This window comes from Acidovorax sp. GW101-11A03 (assembly GCF_059424825.1).
In genome coordinates this window covers 1-13,818 of the sequence record NZ_JBWKZU010000095.1, presented here as the reverse complement: position 1 = coordinate 13,818, position 13,818 = coordinate 1, and the positions used below count along the sequence as shown (strand labels likewise).

Annotated in this window: 15 protein-coding genes; 10 read left to right on the top strand and 5 right to left on the bottom strand. The window is 67.0% G+C overall.

Annotated features, from left to right (window positions below):
* A partial coding sequence (locus AC07Z7_RS23525) for a methyl-accepting chemotaxis protein (RefSeq protein ID WP_494767847.1) occupies positions 1 to 1,145 on the bottom strand: 1,145 nt, incomplete at its 3' end.
* A 261-nt stretch (positions 1,146 to 1,406) separates the two neighbouring features.
* On the bottom strand, positions 1,407 to 1,994 hold the full coding sequence (locus tag AC07Z7_RS23520) for a chalcone isomerase family protein (RefSeq protein ID WP_094290382.1): 588 nt from the start codon (positions 1,992 to 1,994) through the stop codon (positions 1,407 to 1,409).
* A 365-nt stretch (positions 1,995 to 2,359) separates the two neighbouring features.
* Here AC07Z7_RS23520 and trpE point away from each other — a divergent pair, with 365 nt between their 5' ends.
* The 8 genes from trpE to AC07Z7_RS23480 all read left to right on the top strand — a co-directional run bounded on the left by trpE (position 2,360) and on the right by AC07Z7_RS23480 (position 8,640).
* Positions 2,360 to 3,859 carry an anthranilate synthase component I gene (trpE, locus tag AC07Z7_RS23515; RefSeq protein WP_494767846.1) on the top strand — a complete coding sequence of 500 codons (1,500 nt, stop codon included), beginning with the start codon at positions 2,360 to 2,362 and terminating at the stop codon, positions 3,857 to 3,859.
* Entirely contained in the window at positions 3,856 to 4,203 is a 348-nt protein-coding gene (locus AC07Z7_RS23510) for a chorismate mutase (RefSeq protein ID WP_252658862.1), read from the top strand. The genes trpE and AC07Z7_RS23510 overlap by 4 nt, the downstream gene beginning before the upstream one ends.
* Positions 4,200 to 4,787, top strand: a complete 588-nt coding sequence (locus AC07Z7_RS23505) for an aminodeoxychorismate/anthranilate synthase component II (RefSeq protein WP_494767845.1) — start codon at positions 4,200 to 4,202, stop codon at positions 4,785 to 4,787. The genes AC07Z7_RS23510 and AC07Z7_RS23505 overlap by 4 nt, the downstream gene beginning before the upstream one ends.
* The gene (locus tag AC07Z7_RS23500; RefSeq protein ID WP_494767844.1) at positions 4,784 to 5,290 is read left to right on the top strand and encodes a DinB family protein; all 507 of its coding nucleotides are present in this window, start codon (positions 4,784 to 4,786) and stop codon (positions 5,288 to 5,290) included. Before AC07Z7_RS23505 ends, AC07Z7_RS23500 begins: the two co-directional genes overlap by 4 nt.
* Positions 5,291 to 5,298: 8 nt before the next feature.
* On the top strand, positions 5,299 to 5,964 hold the full coding sequence (locus tag AC07Z7_RS23495; protein ID WP_494767843.1) for a LysE family translocator: 666 nt from the start codon (positions 5,299 to 5,301) through the stop codon (positions 5,962 to 5,964).
* Between the two features lie 23 nt (positions 5,965 to 5,987).
* On the top strand, positions 5,988 to 7,028 hold the full coding sequence (gene trpD / locus AC07Z7_RS23490; RefSeq protein WP_094290376.1) for an anthranilate phosphoribosyltransferase: 1,041 nt from the start codon (positions 5,988 to 5,990) through the stop codon (positions 7,026 to 7,028).
* Positions 7,029 to 7,053: 25 nt separating this feature from the next.
* The gene (trpC, locus tag AC07Z7_RS23485; protein ID WP_094290375.1) at positions 7,054 to 7,854 is read left to right on the top strand and encodes an indole-3-glycerol phosphate synthase TrpC; all 801 of its coding nucleotides are present in this window, start codon (positions 7,054 to 7,056) and stop codon (positions 7,852 to 7,854) included.
* A gap of 69 nt (positions 7,855 to 7,923) precedes the next feature.
* Complete coding sequence (locus AC07Z7_RS23480; RefSeq protein ID WP_494767842.1) at positions 7,924 to 8,640, top strand: uracil-DNA glycosylase; 717 nt, start codon at positions 7,924 to 7,926, stop codon at positions 8,638 to 8,640.
* Between the two features lie 23 nt (positions 8,641 to 8,663).
* On the opposite strand, the gene AC07Z7_RS23475 is transcribed toward AC07Z7_RS23480, so the two are convergent.
* Positions 8,664 to 9,575: a LysR family transcriptional regulator gene (locus AC07Z7_RS23475; protein ID WP_494767841.1), complete on the bottom strand. Its 912-nt coding sequence runs from the start codon at positions 9,573 to 9,575 to the stop codon at positions 8,664 to 8,666.
* A 155-nt stretch (positions 9,576 to 9,730) separates the two neighbouring features.
* Between AC07Z7_RS23475 and AC07Z7_RS23470 the strand changes: the two genes are divergently transcribed.
* Both AC07Z7_RS23470 and AC07Z7_RS23465 read left to right on the top strand, forming a co-directional pair.
* Entirely contained in the window at positions 9,731 to 10,714 is a 984-nt protein-coding gene (locus tag AC07Z7_RS23470) for a Bug family tripartite tricarboxylate transporter substrate binding protein (RefSeq protein WP_494767840.1), read from the top strand.
* 144 nt (positions 10,715 to 10,858) lie between these two features.
* Positions 10,859 to 12,472 (top strand): gamma-glutamyltransferase family protein, encoded by a 1,614-nt coding sequence (locus AC07Z7_RS23465; protein ID WP_494767839.1) that lies wholly within the window; start codon positions 10,859 to 10,861, stop codon positions 12,470 to 12,472.
* 79 nt (positions 12,473 to 12,551) lie between these two features.
* On the opposite strand, the gene AC07Z7_RS23460 is transcribed toward AC07Z7_RS23465, so the two are convergent.
* Together AC07Z7_RS23460 and AC07Z7_RS23455 are read right to left on the bottom strand one after the other, a co-directional pair.
* Positions 12,552 to 13,457 carry a DMT family transporter gene (locus tag AC07Z7_RS23460; protein WP_494767838.1) on the bottom strand — a complete coding sequence of 302 codons (906 nt, stop codon included), beginning with the start codon at positions 13,455 to 13,457 and terminating at the stop codon, positions 12,552 to 12,554.
* A partial coding sequence (locus AC07Z7_RS23455; RefSeq protein ID WP_494767837.1) for an S-adenosylmethionine:tRNA ribosyltransferase-isomerase occupies positions 13,454 to 13,818 on the bottom strand: 365 nt, incomplete at its 5' end. The genes AC07Z7_RS23455 and AC07Z7_RS23460, both read right to left, overlap by 4 nt.

Below are 13,818 nucleotides of genomic sequence, written 5' to 3'. Positions count from 1 at the left end.
GCGGCTTCCACGGCCGCATTCAGCGCCAGGATGTTGGTCTGGAAGGCAATGCCGTCGATCACGCTGATGATGTCGGCAATCTTCTTGCTGCTGTCGTTGATACCCTTCATGGTGTCCACCACTTCGGCCACCACATCGCCGCCCTGCTGGGCGACAGTCGAAGCGCTCATGGCCAGCTGGTTGGCCTGGCGCGCGTTGTCGGCGTTCTGGCGCACGGTGGAGCCCAGTTGCTCCATCGACGCGGCCGTCTGCTGCAGCGCGCTGGCCTGTTGCTCGGTGCGGGCTGAGAGGTCGTTGTTGCCCGAGGCGATCTCGGTGCTGGCAGTGGCCACGCCTTCGGCGTTGTGGCGCACGTTGCCCACGATGGAGGCCAGGCGCGACTGCATGGTGGCCAGCGCCTGCAGCAGTTGCCCGGTTTCGTCGCTGCCGTTGGTTTCGATGGGGTGGGTCAGGTCGCCGTCGGCGATGTTTTCTGCGGCTTCTTTGCCCAGCTGCACAGGGCGCACGATGGAGCGCGTGACGGTGAAGGCCAGCAGCGCACCCAGCGCCACGGCAATCAGCGTGCCCACGCCCAGCAGCACCTGGCTGGCCTTGGCCAGTGCCGAGGTGTCGGCCTGGCTTTCGGCGAGCTGGGTGCCCATGGCACGGCGCAGGTCATCCAGCGACTTCAGGTATTTGTCGGCCAGCGGGCGCAGGTCCTTGTCCACCATGGCGGGCACATTGGGTTCGCCGCCCCGGTGCAGTTCGCGGATTTCTGCGAGCTTGTCGTTGTAGGCCTGGCGGGCCGTGGCAATGGCGGCCAGCAGGCCCCGCGCCTGCTCGCCCTGCACCAGGGCCTCGATGCGCTTGACCTTGGCCTCCATGCCCGTGGCGGTGGCCTGGGTGTCGGCCGTGAGCTTGTCCATGTAGTCGCGGTCGATGGCCTTGAGGAAGGCCTCGGTGCGCACCCAGTTCAGGCGGATGTCCGAGGCCCAGTCTTCCACCAGCGTCTGTTGCTCGATCTCGTGGGTGGCCACACGTTCGCTGGCGTTTTGCAGGCTGGCAATGCGCCACATGCCGGTGGCCGCAATAAGGGTGGTGATGAGCAGAATGGCGCCAAAGGATGCGCCCAGGCGCAGGCCGACGGAGAGGTTGCTGAGTTTCATGGTCATGTCAGGCGCGGGAGGGGCTTGGGGCAAGGGGCGAGGGCGATTCAGCCCACGTTTTGCAAGCCGGTGCTGGCGGCTGCGCTGCGGTGGGCAGAAAAGGAGAAATGAATGGCGGGCTGCGAGAAAAAAGAGGTTTGCGGACAGGTCTCAGCGTACGCCCCGGCCCGGCTGGCTGGTGTCGGGCGGGTGACAGCCAGGGGGCCGCAGACCTGGGGGTTTGTCCGTAGCTGGGTGTCCTGGCGGGGTACTGGGCGTGCTTTATGCGGGTTTGCCCAGCAGGGCGTCCTTGAGCTTCCAGTCGGCGGGGGTGTTGCCCAGCCAGATGCCCATCAGCGCGTTGAAGAACTCCGGCTCCTTGAAGGGCTCACCCTGTGGCTTGCCCTTGACGGTGATCACCGTGCCCGTGCCGGGAATCCAGTCGATCTGGAACTGGTCACCTGCGACGAGCTTCTTGTGGTCCGAGAAGATCTGGCTCATGCGCATCACGCCGGGGATCAGCTTGGAAAATGCCGCGCGGTCCATGTTGTCCTCCATGCCGCGCGAAAACAGCTTGCCCAGCTCGGTGGAGTCGATCTCGCGCAGCATGGTGATGCTCATGCGCTTGGGGCCCTTGAGGGCCGCGATGTCCTGGGGCGTGTGCGCCTTCTTCTCCAGGTACAGGCCCGCCGTGTAGACCTTGAACACGGCCTTGTAGCGCACGCCCGCGCCGTTGAGCTGCAGGGTGCTGCCACTCAGGCTGGCGGTCTCTTCGTATTTCACATCGGACACGGTGATGGGCTGGGCGGCAGCGGTGGCCGCCAGCAGGCAGGCTCCGGCCACCAAAGCGCATCGCTGGAGAAAGTTCATGCACAGCTCCTAAAAAAGAACGGTCGTTCGTTTCTAATTGTTGCAGCGCTCCCTGCCGCCCGCAACAGGGTTTTCGAGCGGTTGTGCGATCTCGGCCTTGCGGCCCGTCAAATCGGGCCGCCAAAAAAGCTTTGCTACACTTTGGCCCATGTTCATTCACCACGTGTTCATCACAGGTTGCAGCGACCGGGGAGCCTGGCCCTGGCGTCAGCCTGTCGCTTTGAACGCCTGATGGCACCTGGGCCGACGTCGCCCCAGCGTGCACCCGTGGCCTCCACCCCGATGCGGTGAGGCCGATTGAATGGACCGCAGCGCCCCTTTTTATTGCACAGGGACACGCGCTGCGACTGCTGGGAGCTCTCCCCGTGATCACAGAACTTGAATTCAAAAGCTTGGCCAGCGAAGGCTACAACCGCATCCCGCTCATGGTCGAGGCATTTGCGGACCTGGAAACCCCGCTCTCGCTTTACCTGAAGCTGGCGCACACCAAGGACGGCGGCAAGCACAGCTTCCTGCTCGAATCCGTGGTGGGCGGCGAGCGCTTCGGGCGCTACAGCTTCATTGGCCTGCCTGCGCGCACGCTGCTGCGGGCCAGCGGCTTTGGGGCGCAGGCCAAAACCGAGGTCGTGACGGACGGCCAGGTGGTCGAGACCGCCCAGGGCAATCCGCTCGACTTCATCGCCGATTACCAAAAGCGTTTCAAGGTGGCCCTGCGCCCCGGCCTGCCGCGTTTTTGCGGCGGCCTGGCGGGCTACTTTGGCTATGACGCGGTGCGCTACATCGAGAAAAAGCTCGAAACCACCTGCCCGCCCGACACCCTGGGCTGCCCCGACATCCTGCTGCTGCAGTGCGAGGAGCTGGCGGTCATCGACAACCTCTCGGGCAAGCTCTACCTCATCGTGTATGCCGACCCGGCCCAGCCCGAGGCCTACACCCGCGCCAAGAAGCGCCTGCGCGAGCTGAAAGAGCAGCTCAAGTATTCGGTGAGCGCGCCTGTTGTGAAGGCCACCGAAAGCCACCCCGCCCAGCGCGACTTTGCCAAGGCCGACTATCTGGCCGCCGTGCACCGCGCCAAGGAGTTGATCGCCGCCGGTGACTTCATGCAGGTGCAGGTGGGCCAGCGCATCCACAAGCGCTACACCGAGTCGCCCCTGTCGCTGTACCGCGCGCTGCGTTCGCTGAACCCCTCGCCGTACATGTACTTCTACGACTTCGGCGACTTCCATGTGGTGGGCGCGAGCCCCGAGATCCTGGTGCGCCAGGAGAAAACCGAAGAAGGCACCAAGGTCACCATCCGCCCCCTGGCAGGCACCCGTCCGCGCGGCGCCACGCCCGAGAAGGACAAGGCCACCGAGGTCGAGCTCATCAACGACCCCAAGGAGCGAGCCGAGCACGTGATGCTAATCGACCTGGCGCGCAACGACATCGGCCGCATCGCCAAGACCGGCACCGTGAAGGTGACCGAAGCCTTCGCGGTGGAGCGCTACAGCCACGTGATGCACATCGTGAGCAACGTGGAAGGCATCCTGAACGATGGCATGACCAGCATGGACGTGCTCAAGGCCACCTTCCCCGCAGGCACGCTGACGGGCGCGCCCAAGGTGCACGCGATGGAGCTCATCGACCAGCTGGAGCCCACCAAGCGCGGTCTGTATGGTGGCGCCTGTGGCTACCTGAGCTACGCGGGCGACATGGACGTGGCCATTGCCATCCGCACCGGCATCATCAAGAACGGCACGCTCTATGTGCAGGCGGCTGCGGGTGTGGTGGCCGATTCGGTGCCTGAACTGGAGTGGAAAGAGACCGAACACAAGGCCCGCGCGCTGCTGCGCGCCGCCGAGTTGGTCGAGGAGGGGCTGGAATGACGACCCACACCCCCAAAGCCATCGAGAAGGTCAAACCCTGCACCACCATGCAGGACGTGCGCCGCGAAGTGAACGCGCTGGACGACGTGCTGGTGCCCCTGCTGGTCGAGCGCGTGGGCTACATGACCCAGGCCGCGCGCATCAAGCAAGGTGTGGAGCAGGTGCGCGACGAAGCGCGCATCGAAGCCATCGTGGCCCGCGTGCGCGAGCGCGCCCAGGCCGAAGGCGGCGATGCCGACGTGATGGAAGCCATCTACCGCAGCCTCATGGAGGCCTGCATTGCCTATGAACACCGCGAGTTCGCCCGCCTGCGCGAGCCCGCCACTGCCGGGAGCGCCGCATGACAAAACTCTTGATGGTCGATAACTACGACAGCTTCACCTACAACATCGTCCAGTACTTTGGTGAACTGGGCGCCGAGGTGGAGGTGTTCCGCAACGACGAGATCACCGTGGCCGAGATCGAGGCGCGCCTGAATGCCGGGCAACTCGACCGCCTGGTCATCTCGCCCGGCCCGTGCTCGCCCGCCGAGGCCGGCATCTCGGTCGCCGCGATCCAGCACTTTGCGGGCAAGCTGCCCATCCTGGGTGTGTGCCTGGGGCATCAGAGCATTGGCGCGGCCTTCGGCGGCAACATCGTCCGCGCGCAGGAGCTGATGCACGGCAAGACCAGCGTCATCACCACCACCCAAAAGGGCGTGTTCGCGGGGTTGCCGGAGAAGTTCACTGTCAACCGCTACCACTCCCTGGCCATCGAGCGCGCCACCTGCCCCGAGGTGCTGGAGGTGACGGCCTGGACCGACGACGGCGAGATCATGGGCGTGCGCCACAAGACACTGCCCATCGAAGGCGTGCAGTTCCACCCCGAAAGCATCCTCACCGAACACGGCCACGCCATGCTCAAGAACTTTCTGGAGCAGCGCGCATGACGGCCTCTCAGGGCCTGGCCCAGCTCTTTCAGTACAAGCGGTGGGCCAACCAGGAGCTGCTGGCACTGGGCGCGGCATCGCAGGGCGCATTGCCTGCCGACGACTACCGGCTGTTTGTGCGCATCCTGAACCACACCTACGTGGTGGACCGCATCTTTGCCAGCCACCTGCAGGGCCTGCCCCAGACCACCTACCGGGCCACCAACACCGATGCAACGCCGGAGCTGGCCACCCTGAGCGATGCTGTGCGCGCGTCGGACGACTGGTATCTGCAGTACGTGGGCGGGCTGGATGATGCGCAACTGGCTGAGCCGGTGGCATTCCGCTTCACCGACGGCGACACCGGGCGCATGTCGCGCAGCGAGATCCTGAACCACCTCGTCGTGCATGGCACCTACCACCGGGGGGCGGCGGGGCGCATCCTGGCCGCGCATGCGGTGCAGCCCCCGCGCGATTCGCTGACGACCTTCCTGCACCGCCTGGAACCTGACCGACGCTGGTAGACACCCCCATGCCCGAACTTCATCAACTGCTCATGTTCGTTGCGGCCGGCTGGCTGCTCAATCTCACGCCCGGGCCCGATGTGCTCTACATCGTGACCAACGCGCTGCGTTCCGGCACCCGCGCGGGCATCGTGGCGGGGCTGGGCATCACGGCCGGGTGTTTCGTGCACATCTTTGCGGCCGCCGTGGGCGTGGGCGCGCTGCTGGCCACCTCGGCCACGGCGTTCACGGTGCTCAAGTGGATCGGCGCGGCGTACCTGATGTGGATGGGCGTGCGCATGCTGCTCTCCAAACCCGGTGCCGACAATGGGAACACGGCCGCGCTGGCGGCGGCGCAGGCCGCCCCTGTGCAGCACACGTCACTTCGCAAGGTGTTCCTCGGCGGCTTCTGGACCAATGTGCTCAATCCCAAGGTCGCCATCTTCTTCCTGGCCTTTGTGCCGCAGTTCATCGCGCCGGGCACCGACAACAAGGCGCTGGCCTTTGTGCTGCTGGGCGTGCTGTTCAACCTCAACGCCATCCCTGTCAACATGGGCTGGGCGCTGGCTGCATCGTGGATGGCGCGCCGTGCCACGGCCATCCAGCGTGGCATGCACTGGCTGGACCGCGTGGCGGGCGCCATGTTCATTGGCTTCGGACTCAAGCTGGCCTTTACTGATCAACCGGCGGCCTGACCGCCACCCCAGGAGACACCGTCATGCCCATCACCCCCCAGGAAGCGCTGCAGCGCACCATCGAGCACCGCGAAATCTTCCACGACGAGATGCTGCACCTGATGCGGCTCATCATGAAAGGCGAGCTCTCGCCCCTCATGACAGCGGCCATCATCACCGGCCTGCGCGTAAAGAAGGAAACCATCGGCGAAATCACCGCCGCAGCCCAGGTAATGCGCGAGTTCTCCACCAAGGTCCACGTGCCTGACAGCACGCACCTCGTGGACATCGTGGGCACGGGCGGGGATGGAGCCAACACCTTCAACATCTCCACCTGCTCGATGTTTGTGGCCGCCGCCGCAGGCGCCAAGGTCAGCAAACACGGCGGGCGCGGCGTGTCGAGCAAAAGCGGCAGCGCCGACGTGATGGAAGCCCTGGGCATCCATATCAACCTCAAACCCGAGCAGATCGCCCAGTGCATTGCTGAAGTCGGCATCGGCTTCATGTTCGCGCCCAACCACCACCCCGCCATGAAGAACGTGGCCCCGGTGCGCAAGGAACTGGGCGTGCGCACCATCTTCAATATCCTGGGCCCGCTCACCAACCCGGCCGGCGCCCCCAACATCCTGATGGGCGTGTTCCACCCCGACCTCGTTGGTATTCAGGTGCGTGCGCTGCAGCGCCTGGGCGCCGAGCATGCCCTGGTGGTCTATGGCCGCGACGGCATGGACGAAGTGAGCCTGGGTGCCGCCACGCTGGTGGGCGAGCTGAAAAACGGCCAGATCACCGAGTACGAAATCCACCCTGAGGACTTCGGCCTGTCCATGGCCAGCAACCGCGCGCTCAAGGTCGAAACGCCCGAGCAGTCGCGCGAGATGCTGATCGGCGTGCTCAAGGGCGAGCCCGGGGCCGCACAAGACATCGTCTGCCTGAACGCCGGTGTGGCGCTGTATGCGGCCAATGTGGTTGATTCGGTGCCCGCAGGGCTGGCCAAGGCGCGTGCCGCCATCGCATCGGGCGCGGCGCTGGCCAAGCTGGAGCAGATGGTCACGCGCACGCACGCGCTGGCCGGCGCTGCCGCGTGACCCCAACAACCAACCAGGTTTTCCCATGAGTGACATCCTCAACAAGATCGTGGCCGTCAAGCACGAAGAAGTGGCCGCCGCCAAAAAGCGCCTGCCTTTTGACGCCATGCGCGCCGATGCCGAGAGCCGCGTGCTCACGCGCGACTTTGAAGGCGCGCTGCGCGCCAAGATCGCCAAGGGCCAGGCGGCCGTGATTGCCGAGGTCAAGAAGGCCAGCCCCAGCAAGGGCGTGCTGCGTGCCAACTTCGAGCCCGCCGACATCGCCCAGAGCTACATGGAAGGCGACGGCAAGGTCAGCGCGGCTTGCCTGTCGGTGCTGACCGACCGGCAGTTCTTCCAGGGCCAGCCCGACTACCTGAAGCAAGCCCGCGCCAGCACTCTGCTGCCCGTGCTGCGCAAGGATTTCATGGTCGATGCGTACCAGATCTACGAATCGCGGGCCATGGGCGCCGACGCCATCCTGCTGATCGCCGCCTGCCTGGATGACGCGCAGATGGCCGACTTCGAGGCCATTGCGCGAAGCCTGGACATGGCCGTGCTGGTGGAGGTGCATGACCGCGCCGAACTGGAACGCGCGCTCAAGCTCAAGACCCCGCTGGTGGGCATCAACAACCGCAACCTGCGCACGTTTGAAGTCACGCTGGACACCACCCTGGGCATGCTCAAGGATGTGCCTGCGGACCGCTTGCTGGTGACCGAGTCGGGCATCCTCAAGCCTGCCGATGTGAAGACCATGCGCGATGCAGGCGTGCACGCCTTCCTGGTGGGCGAGGCCTTCATGCGGGCTGATGACCCGGGCCTGGCGCTTGCCAAGCTGTTTGCCTGAGGGGATTGAGTACTATTGTTTTGATAGCTGCTTGCGCTTTCCTGTAGCGCGCAGAAGGCCATTTTGACCATGAATTCACCCGTGCAGACATCCACCCAGCTCCAGAGTGCGGACCCGGCCCACTGGCCCGTGGCGCCCGGGTGGCAACCCCTGGTGGACGCCTTCTTTGCGGGCGCACGGGGCCAGGCGCTGCAGGGTTTTCTGCAGGATCGGCTGGGTGCCGGTGCGGTGATCTTCCCGCCCCAGCCGCTGCGTGCGCTGGAGCTGACGCCGCCCGACGCCGTGCGCGTGGTCATCCTGGGCCAGGACCCGTACCACGGCCGGGGCCAGGCCGAGGGGCTGGCGTTTTCTGTGGCGCCCGGCGTGCGCCTGCCGCCCTCGCTGCAGAACATCTTCAAGGAAATGCAGCGCGACCTGGGCGTTCCGTTCCCGCCCTTTCCCACGCCGGGCGGCAGCCTGGTGAAGTGGGCCCAGAACGGCGTGCTGCTGCTCAACACCGGCCTCACGGTGGAAGAGGGCCAACCCGCCAGCCACGCGGGCAAGGGCTGGGAGGCGCTGACCGATGCCGTGATCCGCCATGTGGCCGAAGGCCCGCGCCCGGTGGTGTTCATGCTCTGGGGCTCTCACGCGCAGTCCAAGCGCGCCTTCATCCCGCAGGACCGGGGGCATCTGGTGCTCACCTCCAACCACCCCTCGCCCCTGTCGGCGCTACGCCCGCCTGTGCCCTTCATCGGCAACGGGCACTTTGGCAAGGCGCGCGCGTTCCGCGCGGAACACGGGTACTGAGCCCTGGGGGGAGTCATCCGGGGCTACCAGGGCCCCGGCAACCGCTCCTTGAGCAAATCCATGAATGCCTGCACGGCCACCGGCAGGCTGCGGCCTGCCAGGGTCTGCACCTCCAGGTCGCGCAGGTCCATGCCCGCATCGCTGATGGGCAGGGCCACGATGGCGCCCGCCGCCACCAGGTGGCGCGCCGCGATCTCGCTGGCCACCGACAGCCCGCCGCCATGCGCCACGAAGTTGAGCACCGTCTTGGCGTGGTTGCTGATGAGCACGGCGCTGAGCTGCAGGCCCTGGCGGCTGCAGACGATGTCGATCATCTGGCGCACCGTGGTTTCGGCCGGGGGAAGCGCCAGCGGGTATTCGGCCATTTGCGCCAGCGTGACGCTGCCAGCGCCCGCCAGCGGGTGGCCGGGCGGGAGCAGGGCCAGCACGGGCGCGGTCTGGCGGTAGGCCACCTCGATGTCCTTGTGGGGCGACCGGCTGAAGCACAGGCCGATGTCGGCCGCGCCGCTGCGCACCGCGTCGGGCACCTGGGCGGTGGGCAGCGCGATCACGCTGAACTGGATGCCGGTGTGGGTGCGCTGAAACTCCACACACAGGCGCGGCACCAGCTCGTTGGCAAACGCGTCGGAGGTGGCCAGCCGCACCTGCCCGGCGCGCAGGCCCTGCAGTGCGCCGATCTCGCCCAGCGCACGCTCGGCGTCCAGCACCGTGCGGCGCGCATGCACGGCCAGGATCTCGCCCGCCGCCGTGAGCACCATGCCGCGCGGGTGGCGCTCGAACAGCGGCGTGCCCAGCTGTGCCTCCAGCCCGGCGATCTGGCGGCTCAGCGCCGAGGCGGCCACATGCAGGCGAGCCGACGCCTCGGTGAGCGATCCTCTCTGCGCCACTTCCAGGAAGTAGCGCAGCGTGGTGTCTTGCAGCAGGTGGGCGCGCATCGGGGGCGGGGTCTCCAAACGAGGCCGCAGTATGCGCCGGTTTGCCGCTTTGGCAAAGCAGTTTGCCGAAATGCTGGTGGTCAAGCAAGGCGCAGATTCCTAAGATGGCCCACTCTTTGTGTGTGTTGTTCAACTTCTTGGCTGGAGTGCTGCGTATGCGTCTACTTTCCTGGGGCCGTGGTGTCTGGGGCCTGGCGGGCCTGTTGGTGGTGTCGGCGGCGGCGCATGCGCAGGCCAACTGGCCGGACCGGCCCGTGCGAGTGATCGTGCCATTCCCGGCCAGCGGCGCGACCGACCTGGTGGCCCGCGTGGTCACCCAGCGTGTGGCGGCCGACCTGGGCCAGCAGCTGGTGGTGGACAACAAGCCCGGCGCGGGCGGCACCCTGGGCACGGCCGAGGCGGCCAAGGCCGCACCCGACGGCTACACGCTGCTGCTGACCACCAGCAGCACGCACGCCATCTCGCCGCACCTGATGCCCAAGCTGGCCTACGACCCGCGCAAGGACTTTGTGCCCGTGGCCCATGTGGCCGACGCGCCCAGCGTGCTGCTGGTCACCAACTCGCTTCCAGTCAAGACCGTGGGCGAGCTGATTGCGTATGCCAAGGCCCACCCCGGCAAGCTCAACTACGCCACCAGCGGCAACGGCACCATCGTGCACCTGAACACGGCGGCCTTCAGCGCCCAGGCGGGTGTGGAGATGACGCACATCCCCTACAAGGGCACGGCGCTGGCCATCCCCGATTTGATTGCCGGGCAGACGCATGTGCTGTTTGACTCGCTGCCCACCGGCATGCCCCATGCCAAGGCCGGACGCCTGCGCGCCATCGCGGTGACCAGCGAAAAGCGCACCACCCTGGCGCCCGAGCTGCCCACGCTGGCCGAATCTGGCCTGCCCGGCTATTCGTCGGTGACCTGGTTTGGTGTGTACCTGCCAGCAGGCGCGCCGCCTGCGCTGGTCGAGAAAGTGCACAAGGCCTTTGCCAAAGCCGTGCAGGCGCCTGAAGTGGCCGAGAGCCTGGCCAAGCTGGGCGTGGAGCCTGCGGCGGCGCGCACTCCCGCACAGTTTGGTGCCATGGTGCAGGCGGACAGCAACCGCTGGGCCACCGTGATCCGGCAGCACAAGATTTCCGTGGATTGATTGACCCCCTGTGTCGCCTTCGGCGCCTTCCCCCGAGGGGGATGACGCCCTCGGTGCGGGGCTGCCCTTCCTCGGCATCTCTTGCTCTGCGCCGAGCCAGTTTCACGCACCGCGACACCTTGTTAGCAACAGAGTCAGAACGCTATGAACACCCCATCCCTCGACTGGACCCTTCCTTACGCCTCCCACCGCAGCGCGGTCATGGGGCGCAATGTCGTCTCCACCTCGCAGCCGCTGGCCGCGCAAGCGGGTCTGCGCATGCTGCTGGCGGGTGGCAACGCGGTGGACGCTGCCATTGCCGCCGCCATGGCGCTCACGGTGGTGGAGCCCACGGGCTGTGGCCTGGGCAGCGACGGGTTTGCCATCGTGTGGGACGGCAAGGAGCTGCACGGCCTCAACGCCTCCGGCCGCTCGCCTGCGGCGTGGACGCCTGAATACTTCGAGAAGCTCGGCGGCATCCCTGAAACCGGCTGGAACGCCGTCACCGTGCCCGGCGCCGTGTCGGCCTGGGTGGCGCTGTCCAAGCGCCTGGGCAAGCTGCCGTTTGCGCAGCTGGCGCAGCCCGCCATCGACTACGCGCGCAACGGCTTTCCCGTGTCGCCCACCATCGCCCACCTGTGGGCGCTGGGTGCGGCCAAGCTGGGCACGCAGCCGGGTTTTGCCGAGTGCTTCATGCCCGAGTACCTGGGCGGCCGCGTGCCCCGGGCGGGCGAAGTCTTTCGCAGCGAAGCCCACGCGCGCACGCTGGAGCTGATTGCCGAGACCGAGGGCGAGGCCTTCTACCGGGGTGTGATCGCCGAGCGCATCGCAGCCCATTCCCAAGCCAACGGCGGCGCGATGACGCTGGCCGACCTGGCCGCGCACCAGGCGGACTGGGTGGGCACCATCCAGCAGCGCTTTGGCGATTCGGTGATCCATGAGATCCCGCCCAACGGCCAGGGCATTGCCGCGCTGATGGCGCTGGGCATGCTGGACGCGCATGGCATTGGCAAGCATCCGCTCGACAGCGTGGAGACCGTTCACGCCAGCATCGAGGCCATGAAACTCGCGCTGGCCGACCTGCACCAGTACAACGCCGACATCGACGCCATGCAGGCCGTGGCGCCCCAGCACCTGCTGGACGCGACCTACCTCGCAGGCCGCGCCCAGCTCATCGACCCCGCGCACGCGGGCGACCCCGGCCACGGCGCGCCGCGCCCCGGCGGCACGGTGTACCTGGCGGCGGCAGACGCGTCCGGCATGATGGTTTCGTTCATCCAGTCCAACTACATGGGTTTTGGCTCGGGGGTGGTGGTGCCGGGCACCGGTATCAGCCTGCAGAACCGGGGCCATGGCTTCAACCTGATCCCGGGCCACGCCAACCAGGTGGCGCCGCGCAAGCGCCCCTCGCACACCATCATCCCGGCCTTTGCCATGCATGCCGACGGCACGCCGCAGATGGCGTTTGGCGTGATGGGCGGCCCCATGCAAAGCCAGGGCCACACGCAGATGGCACTGCGCGTGCTGCGCTACGGCCAGAACCCGCAGGCGGCGGCCGATGCGCCCCGCTGGCGCGTGACGGGTGGCAAGGGCGTGGCCGTGGAGCCGGGCTTTGACCCCGCGGTGGTCGCCGCGCTGCACGCGCGCGGGCACGAGGTGACGGTGGAAGAGGGCAATGGCGTGTTCGCCTTTGGCGGCGCGCAGCTGGTGCTGAGGAACGGCAACAGCTACATCGCAGGCTCCGACCCGCGCAAGGACGGGCACGCCGTGGCGTACTGAGCTGGATGCTACAAAAACAGGAGCTATTCGCGCTTTGTGGTCGCGCGCAGAGCCCTGTTTTTTCTTGAAAAAGTGGCGCCTACCGTGTCTCGCGCACGGTCAGCCACGCGCTGGCCGCGCCGCTGAGCACGATGGCCGCAATGCCCGCCATCGACCAGGCATCGGGCACATGGCGGTACACCAGCCAGCCCGCCAGCATCGCAAAGCCAATCTGTGAATACAAGAACGGCGCAATGACGACGGGCGTGGTGCGCGCATAGGCGTTGAGCAGCAGCATGTGCCCCACCGCGCTCGACAGGCCCATGGTGAACATGCCTGCCCACAGCCACGGGTCGCTCACGGTCTGCCAGAAAAACGGCACACCCAGCGACACCAGCGCGGTGGCGATCCAGCTGGTGTAGAGCTGTGTGGTGGCCGGGCTCTCCTGGCCCGCCATCTTGCTGCTGAGCACCTGGTAGCCCGTGCCTGCGGCCAGCATGCACAGCGGCCACAGCAGCGCCCAGGTGAAGGCCTCGCCGCCAGGCCGGATGATGGCCAGCGTGCCCGCCAGACCGGTCACCACCAGCAGCCAGCGCAAAGGGCTCACAGGCTGGTGCAGCCACAGGGCCGCCACCACCGTCACACACAGCGGCACGGTGGCCACAATGGCCGTGAACTCTGCCAGCGGCAGGGCCGTGAGGCTGATGAAGCCGAACAGGCTGGTCATGGCAAACAGCGCGCCGCGCAGGGCCTGGAAGCGGGGCTGCGTGGTGCGCAGCGCCGAGCGCCCCGTGCGCTGCAGCACAAAGGCCGTGGTCAGCAGCGACTGGAACACATAGCGCATCCACAGCGCCATGACGATGGGCACGCTCGCGCTGACCAGCTTGCTGGCGGTGTCCAGCAGCGCAAAGAACGCGCAGGCCACCACGGCCAGCGCGATGCCTGCCAGCGCCGCACGCCGGCGGGCGGCAGGGCTGGTGGACAACGCAGGGCCGGGGGGACTCACGGCGTGCTGCGTGCGCGTTCCAGCAGCATCGCGTCGCCGTAGCTGAAGAAGCGGTACTGCTGCGCAATCGCGTGCCGGTACAGGCCCATGATGTGGGCGTAGCCCGCAAAGGCGCTCACCAGCATCATCAGCGTGCTCTTGGGCAGGTGGAAGTTGGTGATCAGCACATCCACCACCTGGAACGCAAAGCCCGGCGTGATGAAGATGTTGGTGTCGCCCGAGGCCTGGCCGGTCTTCGCCCACGACTCCAGCGTGCGCACGGTGGTGGTACCCACGGCCACCACGCGGCCGCCGCGCTGGCGGCAGCGCTCCAGCGCGGCCAGCGTGGCCAGCGGGATTTCGTACCACTCGCTGTGCATCC